We start from the raw sequence: 17913 nt of genomic DNA, 5'->3' as shown, positions 1-17913 counted from the left end.
TCAACGGTGAGAGCAGCGGTCTGCGGCAGCCCCATCGCGCACTCCCTGTCCCCGGTGCTGCACCGTGCCGCCTACGCGGCCCTGGGGCTGCACGGGTGGGAGTACGACCTGCTCGAGGTCGACGAGGAGCGCCTGCCGGCGGTGGTGGCGTCCCTGGACGCCGGGTGGGCCGGGCTGAGCCTGACGATGCCGCTGAAGCAGGCGGTGGTGCCCCTCGTGGACGAGGTCAGCGACTTCGCCCGCGCCGTGGGTGCCGTGAACACCGTCGTCGTGACCCCCCGCGGCACCGGTGCCCCGGGCCGCGCCGGGGTGCACCTGCACGCGGAGAACACCGACGTGCACGGGCTGCTGGCGGCCCTGGCGGAGGCGGGCGCGCACCGGGTGGAGCGCGGCGCGGTGGTCGGCGGAGGGGCCACGGCGCGCTCGGCGCTGGTGGCGCTGCTGCGCGCCGGGTGCCCGCGGCCGGTGGCGGTGGTGCGCAGCGCCCAGCGCGCGGGGGAGCTGCGCGAGGTCGCGGCCCGCCTGGGCGGCGAGGTGGAGGTGCGCGGCTGGGCGGACCTGCCGAGCGTCCTGGACGCCGACGTCGTGGTCTCCACCGTCCCGGCCGGTGCCTCCGATGCGGTGGCGCAGGTCCTCGGGGCCCGCCCCGGCGCCGGGCCGCTGCTGCTGGACGTGGTGTACGCGCCGTGGCCGACGCCGCTGGCGCGCGACTGGGGCGGACCGGTCGTGGGCGGCTTCGAGATGCTGCTGCACCAGGCGGCGGCGCAGGTGCAGCTCATGACGGGCCGCGCGGCGCCGCTGGCGCAGATGCGGGCGGCGGGCCTGGCGGAGCTGCGGGCGCGCGCCGGCGCGTCGGCCGCGGCCGGTGCTCGCCCTCGCCCGAACGGCTGACGCGGCCCCGCCACGGGTGATCGCCACCTCAAGGCGGACCCTCCCCGCGCCGACACGGTGGGGACGGTGCCGACCGACGGCGCCGCCGTGCGCCGTGGCGGGCGCCGTGGAGGGGAGCGAGATGAACGACGCGGGTGCCGCTGGCCGGCCCGTCGACGCCTACGTGCCGGTCAACCTGCGCCCGGACGGGACGCCCGCCCCGCGCCGTGACGTCAGCGCCCTCCTGGCCAAGCTGACCGGCGACACCCCCGTGCCGGAGACCGCCGCCGCGGAGGTGCCCGGCCCGCGCGCGGTGCAGCCGCCGCTCACGCCCGGGCTGGCCGGGGAACCGGTGCCTCCCGCCGTGCCGGCGCTGGCCCCCGACCCCGTCGAGGTGCCCCCGGCCACCGAGGTCCCCGTCACCGCGGGGGGCGGCGACAGCCGGCCGGCGTTCAAGGTGAACGACGTCCTCGTCGCCGGCCTGCAGGCCGGCGCCTCCGACGTCCACCTCACCTCCGGCGCGGCGCCCACCGCGCGCCTGGCGGGCGAGCTCACCCCGCTGGAGGGGTTCGGCAAGCTCACCCCGCACGTCCTGCAGCAGGCGGTCTACGCGATCCTCACGCAGAAGCAGCGGGAGCAGTTCGAGACCGACCTGGAGCTGGACTTCGCCTACGCCGTGCCCGGGCACTCCCGGTTCCGCGTCAACGTGTACCGCCAGCGCGAGTCCCTGGGGGCGGCGTTCCGGCGCATCCCGTACGAGATCAAGCCGCTGGAGGACCTGGGCGTCCCGCCCGTGGTGGGCTCCTTCGCGGGCCTGCAGCGCGGGTTCGTGCTGGTGACGGGCCCGACCGGCTCGGGCAAGTCCACGACCCTGGCGTCGATCGTGGACCTGGCGAACCGCACCCGCAAGGACCACATCATGACGGTGGAGGACCCCATCGAGTTCCTCCACCGCCACAAGAGCTGCCTGGTCAACCAGCGAGAGGTGGGGGAGGACACCAAGTCCTTCGCCAGCGCGCTCAAGCACGTGCTGCGCCAGGACCCCGACATCATCCTCGTCGGCGAGATGCGCGACCTGGAGACGATCTCGGTGGCGCTGACCGCCGCCGAGACCGGCCACCTGGTGTTCGGCACCCTGCACACCCAGGACGCCGCGCAGACCATCGACCGCGTCATCGACGTGTTCCCCCCGCACCAGCAGCAGCAGATCCGCGTCCAGCTCGCCGGCGCCCTGCAGGGCGTCGTCTGCCAGACGCTGTGCAAGCGCGCCGACGGCGGGGGCCGCGTCGTCGCCACCGAGGTCCTCGTGGCCACCCCGGCCATCCGCAACCTCATCCGCGAGGGCAAGACCCACCAGATCGGCTCCGCGATGCAGGCCGGCGCGCAGTTCGGCATGCACACCCTCGACCAGCACCTCGCGGAACTCGTCCGCACCCGCCAGATCACGTTCGAGCACGGCCTGGAGAAGTGCCACGCCGTCGACGAGTTCCGCCGCCTGACCGGCCGGATCTGAGAGGACTGACCGATGGCCACCGCCACCAAGGCGCCCGCCAAGGCCGCCAAGGCCGCCAAGTCCGCCAAGTCCGCCGGAAGGTCCGCCAAGCCGGGGCAGCGGACCTTCGACTACGCCGCTCGCGACCGCGCCGGCAGGCTGGTCAAGGGGACCCTCGAGGCGCCGGACCGGCAGGCCGTCGTCGGGCGCCTGCAGAGCCAGGGACTGGCCCCCGTCTCCGTCGCGGAGTCGAAGGCGGGCCAGGGCCTGCAGATGGAGATCAACCTCCCGGGCAGCAACCGGGTGAAGCTGAAGGACCTGGCGCTGATGTCGCGGCAGTTCGCGACGATGGTGTCCTCGGGCCTGACGCTGCTGAAGGCGCTGTCCATCCTCGCGGAGCAGACGGAGAGCAAGAGGCTCGCCGCGACCCTGCAGGAGGTCCGCACGGAGGTCGAGTCCGGCACGTCGCTGTCGAGCGCGCTGGCCAAGCACACGGACGTCTTCCCGCCGTTGATGATCAACATGGTCCGTGCCGGTGAGGTCGGCGGTTTCCTGGACCAGGTGCTGCTGCAGCTGGCGGAGAACTTCGAGTCCGAGGTGAAGCTGCGGGCGAAGGTGAAGTCGGCGATGACCTACCCGGTCGTCGTGTTCGTCATCGCGATCCTCGCCGTCGCGGGCATGCTGCTGTTCATCGTGCCCATCTTCGCCACCATGTTCGACGACATGGGCGGTGAGCTGCCCCTGCCCACCAAGGTCCTCGTCGCGCTGTCGCACGGGCTGCGCTTCGCCGGCCCGGGGATCGTCCTCCTGGCGATCGTGCTGCCGATCGTGTGGCGCAAGGTCAGGAACGAGCCGCAGGTCCGCGACGTCGTCGACCCGCTCAAGCTCAAGGTGCCGATCTTCGGGCTGCTGGCGCAGAAGATCGCCCTGAGCCGCTTCACCCGCAACCTGGGCACCATGCTGCGCTCGGGCGTCCCCATCCTGCAGAGCCTGGAGATCGTCGGCAACGCCTCCGGCAACGTCGTCATCGAGCGCGCCTCGATGGACGTCATGGAGAGCGTGCGCTCCGGCAAGTCGCTGGCGGCGCCGCTCGCCGAGCACGCGGTCTTCCCGGCGATGGTGGTGCAGATGATGAGCGTCGGTGAGGACACCGGTGCCCTGGACGCCATGCTGCACAAGATCTCCGACTTCTACGACCAGGAGGTCGAGGTCACGACGGAGGCGCTGACCAGCCTCATCGAGCCGCTGATGATCGCGTTCCTCGGCGGCGTCATCGGCGCGATGATCGTGGCGATGTACATGCCGATCTTCGGCGTGTTCGACCTGATCCAGTGAGCCGCCGGCCGCGCCGGCGCCGGGAGGACGGGTTCACGCTGGTGGAGCTCCTCGTCGTGGTGGCCGTCGTCGCGCTCCTGGCGGCGGTCGCCGTCCCCGTGTACCTGCACCAGCGCGACGGGGCCGTCGCCGTCGCGGTGAAGCAGGACCTCAAGGCGGTGGCGCTGGCGGAGGAGACGCACATGACGGACGAGCGGGCCTACCTGGCCGTGCCGGCGACCACGTCACCGGTCATCGGCACCCCGGTCGAGGTCGACGACGAGACGACCGTCGCGGTGGTCCTCAACGCCGACGCCTCCGCCTACTGCGTCACGGCCACCCACCCCGACCTCAGCGGTGCGCGGGTCCTCGTCAGCACCCGGGGAGGGCTCCAGGACCCCGGGGTCGGTGGGTGCCCCGCCTCGTTCTGAACGTCCTCAGGACGGCCCGTGAGCGTTCCGCTCACGGTTCGTCCTGCTCCTCGACGCTCCCGCGCCCGGTGGATGGGCTGTCCGGGTGATCGCGTGAGCGACGACCTCAAGGGGTCGGGGGTGCCGTCCGATGCCCTGGGTACAAGAGCCGCCACACCGGATGCCCGGTGCGCGACCAGCGAGCGGCTCCGGAACTCACTGAAGGGGAGCGTCGAATGCTCGCTCGCATCCGCAAGGCGATGGAGGAGAAGGACCAGGGCTTCACCCTGATCGAGCTCCTCGTCGTCATGATCATCATCGGCATCCTGTCTGCGATCGCCATCCCGGTCTTCCTGAACCAGCGCGAGAAGGCCGCGGACACCGCGACCAAGTCCGACATGCGCACGGTCGCCAACGAGGTCGAGTCCTTCTTCACGGACAACCAGGACTACCCGACCGTCGATGCCACGACCGAAACCGCCACCATCGGTACCGGCGGCAACACCGTGGAGCTGAGCGACGGTGTCAGCATCCAGGTCAAGCGGGAGAGCGCTGCGGGCGCCGCTGTGACCAGTGGTGCAGCCACGGGCTTCTGCATCGTCGGCTTCAACACCAAGGGCAGCAAGGACGCCTCCACGAACGCCTACTACTACGACAGCCTGGCCGGTGGATTCCTCACCGGTACCGCCACCTGCTGACATCCCGCTCGACTGGCCCTCACCACACCAGTGGTGAGGGCCAGTCGTCGCCCACCCGCTGAGGACAAGGAGCAGGAGCGCATGATGCTGGCCAAGCTCGGCAAGCGTCGCGGTGACGACGGCTTCACGCTCGTCGAGGTCATCGTCGCTCTCGCGCTCCTGGCTGTCGTCGCCACCGCCACCCTCACCTTCTTCGTCCGCGGAACGAGCGCCACGAGCGCCCTCCAGCGCAAGCAGTCCGCCATCGCGGTCGCGAACACCGCTCTCGACCTGGCGCGCTCGGTGGCCCCCGCCAAGCTCCTCTCCGGCCGCTCGGCCGCGGACGTGGCCGCTCGGTGGTCCGCTTCCAGCGCGCCCGACCTCGCCCTGACCTGGCCCGCCGACGACGGCGCCTCGCCCGCGGCCACCGTGCAGACGATCCCGGTCACCGCGACGCAGGAGGTCTCCGGCCAGGAGTACGAGGTGTCCACCCTCATCGGTGTCTGCTACCGGCAGCGCGCCGTGGGCACCACCACGGGCACCACCTCGTCCTGCGGCAAACCCGCCGGCTCCGACGCGTCGACGACGCCGGCGGGGTACGTGAAGGTCTACCGGGTCGTCGCGGAGGTCACCTGGCGCACACCCGGGCAGGTCAGCGGGTGCAGCGCCGGCGTGTGCGTCTACCGCGCCAGCACGCTCATCGACGACAACAAGGACGCCCGGTGGAACGTGGCTGCCGCGCCGATCCCGAACACGACCCCCCGGAGCGTCGCCGCACAGACCGGCACCACCACGGCGGTCGACCTCGAGGTGCTGGAGCTGGCCAGCAACGTCAGCGCCGACAGCAAGTTCGTCATCACCTCCACCAGCGGCGTGACGCAGGGACAGCTGCACGTGGACGGCAGCCCCTACAACGCGGCGAACAAGTACTCCGGAGCGGTCCTGACGTACACCCCGCAGGCCAACGTCCTCGGCACGCACACCCTCACCTACTACCTCCTCAACGGTGACGGGCAGACCTCGGACGTGGTGGCCCTGACGATCAAGGTCGTCCCCGTCGCCGTGCCCGACTCCTTCACCGGCAAGCGCCGCAACTCGACCTACACGGAGAACTTCGGGAGCAACGACAAGCCGAACAACTTCGGCGGGACGGTCGAGGTGAAGTCCATCAGCCTGGTGTCCGGACCGTGCACCGACGAATCCGTCGACACCAACGGGAACGTGCGGTTCAAGACCCTGAACAGCAAGGGCACCTGCACCTTCAGCTACCAGCTGAAGGGCAGGGGTGCCGACTCCGCCCTCGTGTCCGACGCCACGACGATCACCGTGACGGTGACCTCGTGACCAGGGCGGCCCGGCGCGCACCGGGCTCCGCCGGTGAGGACCGCGACGGCGGTTTCACGCTGGTCGAGCTCGTCGTCGCCATGGGCATCTTCACCCTCGTCCTGGCCGTCTTCATGAGCGGCGTGCTCGTCATGTACCGCGACACCAACCGCTCCCAGGCCGTCGCCTCCACGTCCGACGCGCTGCGCAAGACCTTCATGACCATGGACCGCCAGGTTCGCTACGCCGAGGGTGTCAACTACCCGGGGCTCGTCGACGGCCGCTACTACGTGGAGTTCCGCTCGCCCTCGGACGGTGGCGAACCAGCCACCTGCTACCAGTGGCGCTACGACGCTTCGGCAGGCACCCTGGCGTACCGGACGTGGGCGGCGACCGGTTCTCCCGGGTCGTCCTGGGTCCAGACGGCCGACGGCTTGCTCACCGGCCTCTCGTCCTCCCCGTTCACCATGCTCAAGGCCGAGGTCACCACGGAGACCACCAAGGTGTCCTACACCCGCCAGCGGCTGCAGGTGCAGCTCGCCGGCGCCCGTGCTGGGGGAGCGGAGCAGACGTCCACGACCTTCGTGGCGACCAACTCCAGCGTGGACTCCCCGGGCAACAAGGCCGTGAACGCCGCCGGTGTCAGCGACAACCCGGTGTGCTCCCCCAGCACCACGAGGACCTGAGGTGATGAACGTGCGCGAGCGGATCGCCCACACGCTGCGGGCCCGTCACCGGACGGCGTGCGGCCCCGATGACGGCGTGGCGATGCTGCTCGTCATCATGACGACGATGATCGCCGCAGCTCTGAGCATCCTGCTGCTCGGCATCGTCATCGCCCAGGTGGCACCCACCCAGCTGCAGCAGAAGAGCACGACGACGATCGCCGCGGCGCAGGCCGGCGTCGACGCCACCCTGTCGGAGATCCGCACGGCCACGGGCGCGGCGAACGTCGCGGGCAACGTCTTCGGTGACACGAGCAAGCTGCCGTGCACGCTGACCGGCACGGTCGGCGGAACGACCTCCGGTGCGGGGTACGCGGTGACGGTGGAGTACTACGACACCGACCCCACCGACCTCGACGAGACCCAGCGCGCAGGACGGGACATCGACTGCAAGGTGGGCTCGGGCACGGCTGTCGTGCCCTCGTTCGCGCTCATCAGGTCCGAGGGCACGGGAAGCGCGCTGCCCGGACGCAGCGCGGACAGCGGTGACCGCTCCATCCAGGCGCTGTACGCCTTCGAGATCACGAACGAGAACGTGCCCGGTGGGCGCATGTACACGGTGAGTGAGAAGTACTGCCTGAAGGCGGATTCCGCCGCCGTCGGCAGCTCCATCAGGTACACGGCAGCGGCCAACTGCACCGCCGGAGATGCGCTCATGACGTGGCTGTACGACACCGATTACGCGATCAAGCTGGCCAGCAGCGCGACAGCTGGCGCACCCCTGTGCATCTCAGCACCGAACACCAGTGCCGGCGACGCGACGCTGCAGACGTGCGATCCCACGGACTACGAGCAGCAGTGGAGCTACGAGGGCGGTGCCCGCTTCCGCGACCAGGTCCACAAGGACAACGGCACCGCGAACAGCTCCACGTACGGCAGCTACTGCCTGGCCGCGGCCAGCACCAGCAGCAACGCCCTGGAAGGGTCACCGCTGCGGTCGGGGAGCTGCACGTCGAACACCGAGTACGGGTCCTTCAGCCCCGAGCCGAAGGTCGGCGCGGGAGCGGCGTCCTACGCGACGAACCAGATCGTCAACTACCTCGAGTTCGGCCGCTGCATGGACGTCACGAACCAGAAGATCGGCTTCGAGTACATGATCGTCTACCCGTGCAAGCAGGACCCCAGCGGCGGGACGCAGCTCAACTGGAACCACAAGTGGTACTACACCGAGGCCACCGCGACCCAGCCCACGACCACCGCGCAGGAGATCTACGTCAAGGTCAACAACTCGACGAAGTACTGCCTGCGGACCCCGGAGTCCACGGCGGTCAACGGGTACGTGGTGTTCACCAGCAGCTGCTCGTCCACCGATGCCCGGCAGAAGTTCTACCGGACGTACAAGGTGGAGGGTGACTACTCGGCCAGCTACACGATCAAGGACGCCTACGGCCGCTGCCTGTCGCTGGGAGCCAAGCAGACCCCGTCGGGATCGGCGAAGTGGTCCACCATCACCGCGGCCGCGTGCACGGGGGGCACCGAGCAGAAGTGGAACGCGCCCGCGGGGGCGCAGGCGTCCACCGTGACGGACACCCGTGAGACGACCTATGACAAGCCCTGACCCCCTGGCCGTGGTCTGCGCGCTCAGCGGCGTGCTCGGCCTGCTCGTCGGCTCCTTCCTCAACGTCGTCGTGCACCGGGTGCCGCGAGGGGAGTCCGTCGTCTCCCCGCCCAGCGCGTGCCCGAGCTGTGGTCACCGCGTGCGTGCCCGGGACAACGTGCCGGTGCTCTCGTGGCTGGTCCTGCACGGCCGCTGCCGGGACTGCCGGGAGCCCATCAGCCGGCGCTACCCCCTGGTGGAGCTGTTGACCGGGGCGGTCTTCGCGCTGGTGACGTGGCGGGTCGGGATCACCGCCGCGCTGCCGGCGTACCTGTACCTGGCGGCGATCGCGGTCGCCCTGGCGCTCATCGACCTGGACGTGCGGCGACTGCCCGACGCCATCGTGCTCCCCTCCTACCCCGTCGCGCTGGTGCTGCTGGCAGCGGCCAGCGCGGGCGGCGGGGACTGGGGCGCGCTGGCGCGCGCGCTCGCCGGCGCCGCCGCCCTCTTCCTGCTGTACGCGGCCCTGTGGTTCGCGCACCCGCGCGGCATGGGGCTGGGGGACGTGAAGCTGGCGGGCGTCCTCGGCCTCTACCTGGGGTGGTGGGGGTGGGACGCCCTCGCCGTCGGCGGCTTCGCGGCCTTCCTGCTCGGTGGCGCTGTCAGCCTGCCCCTGCTGCTCGTCGGCCGCGCGGGCCGGAAGTCGTCGATCCCGTTCGGGCCCTGCATGCTCGTCGCCGCGCTCGCGGCGTTGTTCTGCGCCGCACCGCTCGCCGGCTGGTACCTCGACCTCGTCGGACTGGGTGCAGCCGTTTGAGCGGAGCGGGTGACCGTTGGCCACCGCGGCTCAAGGCGGGACCGTCCATGCCCGATCCACCACCGTAACCACACGATCACCGGTCTTGCGCCGGTAGGACGCAGGAGGAGGCGACGTGCCTGGACGTACCGCCATCGGCCTCGACATCGGGACGTCGGGGGTGCGCGCCGCTGAGCTGTCCTTCGGCAAGGGCGGCATCACCCTCGAGAAGTTCGGCCAGGTGGCCGTTCCCGAGGGCGCGGTCCGCGACGGGGAGGTCGTCGACCGCAGCGCCGTCGTCGACGCCCTGAAGGCCCTGTGGAAGGGCAGCGGGTTCAGCGGCCGGAAGGTCGCCCTGGGGGTCGCCAACCAGCGGGTCGTCGTGCGGCAGGTCGACCTGCCGTGGATGACGGAGGCTGAGCTGAAGAGCTCCCTGCCGCTGCAGGTGCAGGACTACCTGCCGATGCCGGTGGAGGACTGCGTCATCGACTTCCACGCCGTCGAGGAGATCCGCCAGGAGGACACCCGCCTGCTCCGGGGTCTGCTCGTCGCCGCTTCCCGCGAGATGGTGATGTCCAACGTCGCGGCGGTGCAGGCAGCCGGCCTGAGGCCGATGTCGGTGGACCTGAGCTCCTTCGCGGTCCTGCGCGCGGTGGGCCGCCCCCACGCGGCCGACGTCGCGACCGAGGCGATCCTCGACATCGGTGCCCGGATCAGCAACCTCGTCATCCACTCCGCCGGTGTGCCGCGCTTCGTGCGCGTGCTGCTCACCGGGGGCCAGGACGTCACCGACGCCGTCGCGGAGCGGCTGGGCGTCCCCTCCGCGCTGGCGGAAGCCGTCAAGCGCGGCATCGCGGAGGACGTCCCGGCGGACGAGCAGGAGCTGGCCGGCACGGCCGTGGACCTCATGCTGGAGGTCTTCGTCGACGACATCCGGTCCTCCCTCGACTACTACTCGGCGGCGAACCCGCAGTTCCGCCCCGAACGGGTCGTGCTGTCCGGCGGCGGGTCGCTGCTGGAGGGCATCGCCGACCGCCTCGCGGCGGCCGTGCGCCTGCCCGTGGTCGCCGGCGACCCCATCTCCCCGCTGCACGTGGGCCGCACCGGCCTGGACGAGCAGCAGCTCGGCCTCGTGCAGCCCCTGGCCGCCGTCCCCGTCGGACTCGCCCTCGGAGTGATCTCATGAGCTTCCAGACCCTGGAGGCCCTCGCGACGCGCAACACCGTCGCCCGCGTCAACCTCCTGCCCGACGGGCTCGACGCCGCACGGGACTTCCGCCGTCTGCAGGCCGGCCTGGGCGCGGGCCTGCTCGCCGTCGTCGGCCTCGTCGGGGTCGCGTACGGCATCGGCGCCGGGCACGTCGCCACCGCCGAGGAGGCGGTGGCCGACGTGCAGGCGCAGACGCTCCGGCTGCAGGCCGAGCAGCGGCAGTACGCGGACGTCCCCGCGCGGATCGCGGAGGTCGAGGCCGCCGAGGCCGCGGAACGCGCCGTCAGCGCGTACGACGTCTCGTGGTTCGCCATGCTCGACGCGCTCGCCGTCGCCACCCCGCAAGGGGTGTCCCTCGGGTCCGTGTCCCTCGCCCTCGACGCGGCGGCGATCGCTCCCGACGGCACCGGGACCACCACCGCCGGCGACCCGTTGAGCGTCGCCGGCCTCGGGACCGTCACCCTCACCGGCAAGGCGTCCTCCCAGGCCCTCGTGGCGGACGCCCTGGAGGCGGTCGACACCGTCGAGGGTGTGGACGCCCCGTTCGTCAGCGGGACGAGCTGGGACGAGACCACCCGGGCCGCCACCTTCACCCTGTCCGCCGTCATCACCGACGCCGCGCTGGTCAACCAGCGGTGACCCACCACGGGAGTCCTCGATGAGCACGAGCAAGACCAGGGTGTGGGTGGCCGGCACGGCTGTCGTCGCCCTGCTGATCCTGGTGGCCGGCTGGTTCCTCGTCCTCGCCCCGCAGCGGGCCGAGGCCGGCGACCTCGCCACCCAGGCGAACCAGACCGAGGCGCAGAACGCGCAGATCGCCCTGAAGACCGAGCAGCTGGCGGCGCTGGCCGCCCAGCTGCCCGAGAGGCAGGCCGACCTGGCGCGCATCACGGCGAGCCTGCCCGCGGAGGGCGAGCTGCCGCAGCTGATCCGCGCGCTGAGCGCCGCCGCGACGTCCGCGGGTGTCGTGCTCAACGGCATCACGCCGGCGACGCCGGAGCTGTGGGACACCACGGCCGAGGCCGCCTCCGGCGACCTCGTCGTCGTCGCCGTCCCGCTCTCCCTCGAGGTGAAGGGGTCCTTCACCGAGATCGAGCTGTACCTCAAGCAGCTCCAGGCCGACGCCACCCGGTTCTTCCTCGTGGAGAACGTGGAGGTGTCCGCCGGCTCCGCCGACACCTCGACGGGCGACGACCTGAGCGCCACCGTCTCCGGCAAGGTGTTCGCGCTGCGCGACGCCACTGCTGCGGGCACGGAGACCACCGACGCCGCTGCGGCCGGCGGGAGCACCGCCGCGCCCACCGCGTCGACGACCGCCGACGCGGCCGCGACCACCACCCCGACCGCCGACCCGACCGCCACCCCCTGAGCGAGGGCATCATGAGCTTCCCCAGTTCCCCGTTCGGGGCCGCGCAGGAGCCGGCTCCCCAGCCTCCCGTCGAGGAGGAGCGCCCCACCCGCGAGGTCGACCCCCGCGTGGTGAAGTCGCTGCTCGCCGGTGCCGCCGTCGTGGCCGTCCTCGGCGCCGGCACCGCCGGCCTCCTGTGGCTGAGCAGCACGCCTTCGGGCGCGTCCGCCGAAGCCGCGCTCGGCGGTGCCCGATCCACCCCCTCGGTCACCGGTTCCGCGGCCGAGGTCGCCCGTGCCGGCGCCATCGACTTCAGCGGCCGGGACGCGTTCGCCGCCACGGTCGGGGTGCAGCCCGAGAGCGAGTCCGCGGACGTCGCAGAGGGTTCCTCGACCGGTACGACCTCCGCCGCGGCCGCAACCGTCGCCAGCACGTCGTCCAGCACGCCGCCCAGCACGTCGTGGAGCGGTTCCACGACGCCTCCCGCGAACGGTGCCCACCCCTCGACCACCACGCCCAGCAGTGCTCCGAGCACGTCGACGTCGGCGAGCGCCAATCCCTCGGACACCCGTTCCACCGCTCCCGGCTGGACGGTCCCGCAAGTCTCCTTCGTGACGGGCACGGACGGCTACGGCGTGTTCCGCATCGCCGGTGAGGAGGTGCGCATCACCGAGGGCGACCTCGTCTACCCGCTCGGGATCCGGTACGGAGGTGTCGTCGCGGCGGAATCGGACGCGTCCGTCCCCGTCGACGGCACGGTGGGCGCGGTCCAGGGCGTCTTCACCGCGGAGAACGACGCGGCGACGGGGTGGGTGATCACTTCCGACCCGGAGGGGAAGGTGCTGCTCCCCGGCGCCGTCGTGGGCGCACCCCAGGGGCGCGCCCGCGTCTACGGCGTCCTGGCCGACAAGTTCTGGGTACGTGTCGACAGAGGGCAGGGGGTCCTGTACGCCGTGGGCGACACCGTGAGCGGTACGGGCCTGACCTTCCTCGGTACCGAGCCGGACGACGCGACGCTGCCCGAGGCCGGCGTCTACTTCCAGGACGGCGCCGGCGTCGTCTACTTCGGCACGTTCGGTGGAGGTGAGTCCGATGGCGTCTCGTTCTGAGCGCCCCAGCGCCCTGCGGCGTGCCGGTGCGGTCGCGGCGCTCGTGGGTCTGGCGACCGTGGCCACGGCGGCGACCGCAGTGGCGACCCCGACGCCGGTGACAGCGCACCGCGCCTACGGCGTGGACCGGTACGCGACCGCGGCGACCCTCGAGGACCCCGCCCGCGACGTCGCCTACGTCGTCACGGGGACCGGCTTCGCCGACGGCGTGACCGCCGGCGCGCTCGCGGGGCACTGGGGGGCGAACATCTTCCTCACCCCCCGCGAACAGCTCACCGACGACGTCCGCGCCGTCATCGGCTACTACCGCAAGGTCGTCGTCGTCGGCAGCGAGTCGGCCGTCGGTCCGGACGTCGTGACGTGGCTGCGGCAGAACACGCGGGCCGAGCTGTCCCGGGTCGGTGGTGCCGACCGCTACGAGACGGCCGCGAAACTGTCGGCGACCTCGTTCGCGCCGGGCGTCGCGGACGTCATCATCGCCACTGGTACCGAGTACGCGGACGCTCTCGCCGGTTCTGCGGCCGCGGCATCGGTCAGTTCCCCCGTGCTGGTCGTGGAACACGGACGCATCCCCGACAGCGTGCGCGCGGAACTGGCGCGTCTGCAACCCGGGCGGATCACCGTCCTCGGTGGCGAGAACGCCGTCAGCGCACCCGTCGCCGCCGAACTCGCGCAGTACACCGACGGGGAGGTCCGCCGGCTGGCGGGCGGTGACCGCTACGAGACCTCGGTCGCCGTGAGCCGGGCCTACTTCCCCACGGGGTCGAGCTGGGTGGAGCTCGCCAGCGGATCCGCCTGGCCGGACGCCATCGCCGCAGGCGCGTCGGCGGGTCGGCGCGGGTCGCCGGTCCTGCTGAGTCCGCAGCACTGCCTCCCGCAAGCGGTGAACCTGGAGATCGAGCGACTGCGGCCGAACTCGCTGCAGGCTGTCGGTGGGAACAGCTCGTACTCCGAGGTCGCGGCGAAGCGCACGTCCTGCGGCGCGGGGGAGAAGAAGTACCTGGACGAGTTCGAGCAGCCGGAGGGCAACGCCACCCACGTGCAGTCGCACGCGACCATCGGCGGGGTGTTCTACCCGCGCACCGCGGCCTTCTCCACGTACGTGCCCACCAGCACCACGGACATCCGCAACGCGGAGTACCGGGTGTGGGACATCGGTACCGGCTACTCGCGGTTCACCGCCGTGGCCGGTGTCGCCGACGCGGTCACCTCGGGTCTGACCGCCCGCGTCGAGGTGTTCGGGGACGAGCGGCTGCTCGGCAGCTACGACGTGGCCGTGGGACAGCCGGCGACCATCGACGTCGACGTGCGAGGCGTCCGCAACCTCAAGCTGGTGACGACCTCCTCGGGGCGCACGTCGACCGGCGACGAGAGCGACCACGTCGTCTACTTCGGCGACTCCGCGGTGCGCTGACCGCACCCGCCACCGGGCAGGGCCCGCACCCCCACCGGGGGTGCGGGCCCGCTGCGCGTGCGGCCGGCGCCTAGGATCGGTCCTCCCGTCCCCGGCAGCAGGAGCCCCACCGTGATCGTCCTCGTCGGTTTCATGGGCGCGGGAAAGACCACCGTGGGCCGCCTGCTCGCCGAGCACCTGCGGCTGCCGTTCACCGACACCGACCACGTCGTCGAGGCCCGCGCGGGCCGGCCGGTCCCCGAGGTCTTCCGCACCGACGGCGAGGAGGCGTTCCGCGACATGGAACAGGCCGCGGTCGCCGACGTCCTCGCCGGCGAGGAGGCCGTGGTCTCCCTCGGCGGCGGTGCCTGCGGTCGCGCGGCCACCCGCGAGCGGCTGCGCGCCCACACCGTCGTGCACCTGCGCGTCAGCCTGGAGCAGACCCGCGCCCGCACGGCCGGCGACACGACCCGCCCCGTCCTGCAGCGCCCCGACCTGCCCGCCCTGCACGCCGCGCGTCAGCGCCTGTACGACGAGGTCGCTACCGTCGCGGTGCCCACGGACGGGCGGACGGCCGAGGAGGTCGCCCGCGACGTCCTCGGGCGGATCGAGACGCACCACGCCGCGCGAGACCCGGAGGACCGATGACGCAGGAGCACGACACCACCGATCCGAGCGCCCCGGGCGGGCCGACCCGGATCACCGTGCCGGGCGACGCCCCCTACGACGTCCTCGTCGGCCGCGGCCTGCTGGGCGCGCTGCGCGGCGTGCTCGGCGAGAAGGCCGCCAAGGTCCTCGTGGTGCACCCGCGCGCGCTGCGCACCACCGGCGAGGCGGTGCGCGACGACCTCGTCGCGCAGGGGCTGGAAGCGGTGCTGGCGGAGGTGCCGGACGGCGAGGAGGCGAAGACCGCGGAGGTCGCCGCGTTCTGCTGGACGGTGCTGGGCCAGTCGGGCTTCACCCGCTCGGACGCGGTCGTCGGCGTCGGCGGGGGAGCGGTCACCGACCTCGCCGGGTTCGTCGCCGCCACCTGGATGCGCGGCGTGCGGGTGGTGCAGGTGCCCACGACGCTGCTGGCGATGGTCGACGCGGCCGTGGGCGGCAAGACGGGCATCAACACGGCCGAGGGCAAGAACCTCGTCGGGTCCTTCCACCCGCCGGCCGGGGTGCTGTGCGACCTGGACGCCCTGGCGACGCTGCCGCCGAACGACCTGCGCGCCGGTCTGGCCGAGGTCGTCAAGTGCGGGTTCATCGCCGACGAGCGCATCCTGGAGCTCGTGGAGGCCGACGTGGCCGCCGCCACCGACCCGCGCTCACCCGTGCTGGCGGAGCTCGTGGAGCGCGCGATCCGCGTCAAGGCCCGGGTGGTGGGGGAGGACCTCAAGGAGTCCGGCCTGCGGGAGATCCTCAACTACGGGCACACCTTCGCCCACGCCGTGGAACTGGTCGAGCGCTACCAGTGGCGCCACGGCGCCGCCGTCAGCGTCGGCCTGGTGTACGTGGCGGAGCTGGCCCGCATGGCGGGGCGCCTCTCCGACGCGGACGCCGACCGGCACCGCGAGGTCCTCGCGTCCCTGGGCCTGCCGGTCACCTACCGCGGGGACCGCTGGCCGCAGCTGCTGGACGCGATGAAGCGCGACAAGAAGTCCCGCGGCGCGCTGCTGCGCTTCGTCGTCCTGGACGGCATCGGCCGGCCCGGCCGGCTCGAGGGCCCGGACCCGGCGCTGCTGCAGGCCGCGTACGCGCAGATCAGCCGGGACTGACGCTGCCGGGGCTCGCACCCCCGGGGGCCGGGCTCAAGCGCAGGGCGTCGTCGACGGCACTCCCACCGCGGAGGAGAGGTACCAGACGCTGCCGCGCCCGTCGGCGTCCCGCCCACCCAGGCAGTAACCGGCGGTGTCGGCGAACAGGACCACCACCTCGCTGTCGGGCTCGGCGACGGTGAGCGCGGCCGGGTCCGGCGCGTAGGTGCCGTGACCGCCGTAGAAGCCCTCCTGCGCGACCGCCACCGCCTGCAGGTCGCTCCTGACCCTCGCGTCGACGGCCCGCGCGCGCTGGTCCAGGAAGACCGGCAGCACCACCGCCGCCAGCAGGGGCAGGGCGGTGAGGGCGCCGCCCCCGGCGATGAGGACCTTGCCCCACGCGGGCACGGGGATCCGGCCCGGCAGCACCACCGGTGCGGGTGCGGGCGCCGGGCCCGCACCGGGGAGGGAGCGCCCCCCACCACCGGGTGCGCCGGTGACGCGCTGCGGCGGTGTGGCGTAGAAGTCGGCGTTGGGGTCGAACGAGCCGGGGCGGGCGCTGAAGCGCGGGTCGCCGCCGCTGGGGGGGAACGCGGTCACCGCACCAGGGTCGGCCCTCCGGGCGCGCCACCCCAGCGGTCTCACCCGCCCGGGCCGCACCCGTCCGTGCACCGCCGCCCGCCCGGGGCCGCGGAGCTGCACCCGGAGCGGGCGCCCGACCCGCGCGGGGACCCGGGCGCTCGCCACCGTCGCTACGATGGCGTCACCACACCCGCGCCCGGACCCGGCTCGCGGGACGCGCACGGACGACGAGACGGACTGAGAGACGACGTGGCATCGACGAACGACCTGAAGAACGGCACCGTGCTGAACCTCGACGGCAACCTCTGGTCGGTGGTCGAGTTCCAGCACGTCAAGCCCGGCAAGGGCGGTGCCTTCGTGCGGACGAAGCTGAAGAACGTCCTGTCCGGCAAGGTCGTGGACCGCACCTTCAACGCCGGCGCCAAGGTCGACACCGCGACCGTGGACAAGCGGGACATGCAGTACCTCTACCGCGACGGTGAGGACTTCGTGTTCATGGACTCCTCGACGTACGACCAGATCAACGTCTCGGCCGCCACGGTGGGCGACGCGGCGAACTACATGCTGGAGAGCCAGGAGGTGATCGTCGCCACCCACGAGGGCACCCCCCTGTACGTGGAGCTGCCCACCTCCGTGGTGCTGGAGATCACCTACACCGAGCCGGGTCTGCAGGGGGACCGCTCCACCGGCGGCACCAAGCCCGCCACCGTGGAGACCGGCGCGGAGATCCAGGTGCCGCTGTTCCTGGAGCAGGGGACCAAGGTCAAGGTGGACACCCGCACCGGGGACTACCTCGGTCGCGTGAACTGACGTGGCGGCCCGCCGCAAGGCCCGGCGCCGCGCGCTGGAGGTCCTCTTCGAGGCCGACCAGCGCGGTCTGGAGCCGCTGGCCGTGCTCAAGGACAGGATCGTGCGGGCCGACCCGCCGGTCGGGGAGTACGCCGTCACCCTCGTGGAGGGGGTGGTGGCCGAGCTGACCCGCATCGACGAGGTGCTGTCGACGTACTCGATGGGCTGGACGGTCGACCGCATGCCCGCTGTGGACCGGGCGGTGCTGCGCATCGGCGTGTGGGAGGTCCTGCACGCCGACGACGTGCCCGACCACGTCGCCATCAGCGAGGCCGTGGAGATCAGCCAGGAGCTGTCCACCGACGAGTCGCCCAGGTTCGTCAACGGCCTGCTGGGGCGCATCGCCGAGCTCAAGGAGACCCTCACCGCCTGAGCGGCGCCGACACCGCCCGACCGGCGCCGGAACGGCCCGCGGGGCCCCGCGCACGCCGGCGCACCGCTCCACGAGCGCGGTGCGCCGGCCTCCTGCAGGGCGCCGACGGGTGCGTTCCCGGTGGGCGGCAGCACGACGACGGCCCGGTCACCCCTGCAGGGGTG

19 protein-coding genes are annotated in these 17913 nt (G+C 72.4%); 18 read left to right on the top strand and 1 reads right to left on the bottom strand.

Features of this window, described 5'->3' with window-relative positions; translation table 11 throughout:
- Positions 1 to 6 precede the first annotated feature (6 nt).
- The 16 genes from ACRYR8_RS08835 (at position 7) to aroB (ending at position 15966) form a co-directional block, all read left to right on the top strand.
- Positions 7 to 891 (top strand): shikimate dehydrogenase, encoded by an 885-nt coding sequence (locus ACRYR8_RS08835; protein WP_432484034.1) that lies wholly within the window; start codon positions 7 to 9, stop codon positions 889 to 891.
- A gap of 121 nt (positions 892 to 1012) precedes the next feature.
- A complete protein-coding gene (locus ACRYR8_RS08830) occupies positions 1013 to 2383 on the top strand; it encodes a type IV pilus twitching motility protein PilT (protein WP_432484033.1) in 1371 nt (456 codons plus the stop codon).
- Positions 2384 to 2395: 12 nt separating this feature from the next.
- Positions 2396 to 3697, top strand: a complete 1302-nt coding sequence (locus ACRYR8_RS08825; protein ID WP_432484032.1) for a type II secretion system F family protein — start codon at positions 2396 to 2398, stop codon at positions 3695 to 3697.
- The gene (locus tag ACRYR8_RS08820) at positions 3694 to 4107 is read left to right on the top strand and encodes a prepilin-type N-terminal cleavage/methylation domain-containing protein (RefSeq protein WP_432484031.1); all 414 of its coding nucleotides are present in this window, start codon (positions 3694 to 3696) and stop codon (positions 4105 to 4107) included. Before ACRYR8_RS08825 ends, ACRYR8_RS08820 begins: the two co-directional genes overlap by 4 nt.
- Before the next feature lie 215 nt (positions 4108 to 4322).
- Positions 4323 to 4784, top strand: a complete 462-nt coding sequence (locus ACRYR8_RS08815) for a type IV pilin protein (RefSeq protein WP_432484030.1) — start codon at positions 4323 to 4325, stop codon at positions 4782 to 4784.
- 81 nt (positions 4785 to 4865) lie between these two features.
- Positions 4866 to 6107 (top strand): prepilin-type N-terminal cleavage/methylation domain-containing protein, encoded by a 1242-nt coding sequence (locus tag ACRYR8_RS08810; protein WP_432484029.1) that lies wholly within the window; start codon positions 4866 to 4868, stop codon positions 6105 to 6107.
- Positions 6104 to 6772 carry a prepilin-type N-terminal cleavage/methylation domain-containing protein gene (locus ACRYR8_RS08805; protein WP_432484028.1) on the top strand — a complete coding sequence of 223 codons (669 nt, stop codon included), beginning with the start codon at positions 6104 to 6106 and terminating at the stop codon, positions 6770 to 6772. The genes ACRYR8_RS08810 and ACRYR8_RS08805 overlap by 4 nt, the downstream gene beginning before the upstream one ends.
- A gap of 10 nt (positions 6773 to 6782) precedes the next feature.
- Entirely contained in the window at positions 6783 to 8369 is a 1587-nt protein-coding gene (locus ACRYR8_RS08800) for a hypothetical protein (RefSeq protein ID WP_432484027.1), read from the top strand.
- Positions 8356 to 9165: a prepilin peptidase gene (locus tag ACRYR8_RS08795; protein ID WP_432484026.1), complete on the top strand. Its 810-nt coding sequence runs from the start codon at positions 8356 to 8358 to the stop codon at positions 9163 to 9165. Before ACRYR8_RS08800 ends, ACRYR8_RS08795 begins: the two co-directional genes overlap by 14 nt.
- 115 nt (positions 9166 to 9280) lie before the next feature.
- Positions 9281 to 10330, top strand: a complete 1050-nt coding sequence (gene pilM / locus ACRYR8_RS08790) for a type IV pilus assembly protein PilM (protein WP_432484025.1) — start codon at positions 9281 to 9283, stop codon at positions 10328 to 10330.
- Entirely contained in the window at positions 10327 to 10992 is a 666-nt protein-coding gene (locus tag ACRYR8_RS08785) for a PilN domain-containing protein (protein ID WP_432484024.1), read from the top strand. The genes pilM and ACRYR8_RS08785 overlap by 4 nt, the downstream gene beginning before the upstream one ends.
- Before the next feature lie 19 nt (positions 10993 to 11011).
- Positions 11012 to 11722, top strand: a complete 711-nt coding sequence (locus tag ACRYR8_RS08780) for a type IV pilus inner membrane component PilO (protein WP_432484022.1) — start codon at positions 11012 to 11014, stop codon at positions 11720 to 11722.
- Positions 11723 to 11733: 11 nt separating this feature from the next.
- Positions 11734 to 12810 (top strand): hypothetical protein, encoded by a 1077-nt coding sequence (locus ACRYR8_RS08775; RefSeq protein ID WP_432484020.1) that lies wholly within the window; start codon positions 11734 to 11736, stop codon positions 12808 to 12810.
- Positions 12794 to 14224: a cell wall-binding repeat-containing protein gene (locus ACRYR8_RS08770; RefSeq protein ID WP_432484018.1), complete on the top strand. Its 1431-nt coding sequence runs from the start codon at positions 12794 to 12796 to the stop codon at positions 14222 to 14224. Before ACRYR8_RS08775 ends, ACRYR8_RS08770 begins: the two co-directional genes overlap by 17 nt.
- A gap of 111 nt (positions 14225 to 14335) precedes the next feature.
- Positions 14336 to 14851: a shikimate kinase gene (locus ACRYR8_RS08765; protein WP_432484016.1), complete on the top strand. Its 516-nt coding sequence runs from the start codon at positions 14336 to 14338 to the stop codon at positions 14849 to 14851.
- Positions 14848 to 15966, top strand: coding sequence for a 3-dehydroquinate synthase (aroB, locus tag ACRYR8_RS08760; protein WP_432484014.1), 1119 nt, complete (start codon positions 14848 to 14850; stop codon positions 15964 to 15966). The genes ACRYR8_RS08765 and aroB overlap by 4 nt, the downstream gene beginning before the upstream one ends.
- 33 nt (positions 15967 to 15999) lie before the next feature.
- Here aroB and ACRYR8_RS08755 read toward each other — a convergent pair whose 3' ends face one another.
- Positions 16000 to 16545, bottom strand: a complete 546-nt coding sequence (locus ACRYR8_RS08755; protein WP_432484012.1) for a type IV pilin protein — start codon at positions 16543 to 16545, stop codon at positions 16000 to 16002.
- A gap of 231 nt (positions 16546 to 16776) precedes the next feature.
- Between ACRYR8_RS08755 and efp the strand changes: the two genes are divergently transcribed.
- Positions 16777 to 17337, top strand: coding sequence for an elongation factor P (gene efp, locus ACRYR8_RS08750; RefSeq protein WP_432484010.1), 561 nt, complete (start codon positions 16777 to 16779; stop codon positions 17335 to 17337).
- A gap of 1 nt (position 17338) precedes the next feature.
- Complete coding sequence (gene nusB, locus ACRYR8_RS08745; protein WP_432484008.1) at positions 17339 to 17749, top strand: transcription antitermination factor NusB; 411 nt, start codon at positions 17339 to 17341, stop codon at positions 17747 to 17749.
- The last annotated feature ends 164 nt before the right edge of the window (positions 17750 to 17913 follow it).

The sequence above is a fragment of the Kineococcus esterisolvens genome, assembly GCF_050871405.1.
Lineage (GTDB): Bacteria > Actinomycetota > Actinomycetes > Actinomycetales > Kineococcaceae > Kineococcus.
Note: the sequence above shows the minus strand (reverse complement) of the source record. Positions and strands in the feature narration are given on the sequence as shown.

Bases quoted from the DNA above. Each gene is read 5' to 3' on its own strand.
- ACRYR8_RS08770 (WP_432484018.1), top strand. From the start codon at position 12,794: ATGGCGTCTCGTTCTGAGCGCCCCAGCGCCCTGCGGCGTGCCGGTGCG.
- ACRYR8_RS08780 (WP_432484022.1), top strand. From the start codon at position 11,012: ATGAGCACGAGCAAGACCAGGGTGTGGGTGGCCGGCACGGCTGTCGTC.
- ACRYR8_RS08830 (WP_432484033.1), top strand. From the start codon at position 1,013: ATGAACGACGCGGGTGCCGCTGGCCGGCCCGTCGACGCCTACGTGCCG.
- ACRYR8_RS08795 (WP_432484026.1), top strand. From the start codon at position 8,356: ATGACAAGCCCTGACCCCCTGGCCGTGGTCTGCGCGCTCAGCGGCGTG.
- aroB (WP_432484014.1), top strand. From the start codon at position 14,848: ATGACGCAGGAGCACGACACCACCGATCCGAGCGCCCCGGGCGGGCCG.
- ACRYR8_RS08785 (WP_432484024.1), top strand. From the start codon at position 10,327: ATGAGCTTCCAGACCCTGGAGGCCCTCGCGACGCGCAACACCGTCGCC.
- ACRYR8_RS08815 (WP_432484030.1), top strand. From the start codon at position 4,323: ATGCTCGCTCGCATCCGCAAGGCGATGGAGGAGAAGGACCAGGGCTTC.
- ACRYR8_RS08775 (WP_432484020.1), top strand. From the start codon at position 11,734: ATGAGCTTCCCCAGTTCCCCGTTCGGGGCCGCGCAGGAGCCGGCTCCC.
- ACRYR8_RS08810 (WP_432484029.1), top strand. From the start codon at position 4,866: ATGATGCTGGCCAAGCTCGGCAAGCGTCGCGGTGACGACGGCTTCACG.
- ACRYR8_RS08825 (WP_432484032.1), top strand. From the start codon at position 2,396: ATGGCCACCGCCACCAAGGCGCCCGCCAAGGCCGCCAAGGCCGCCAAG.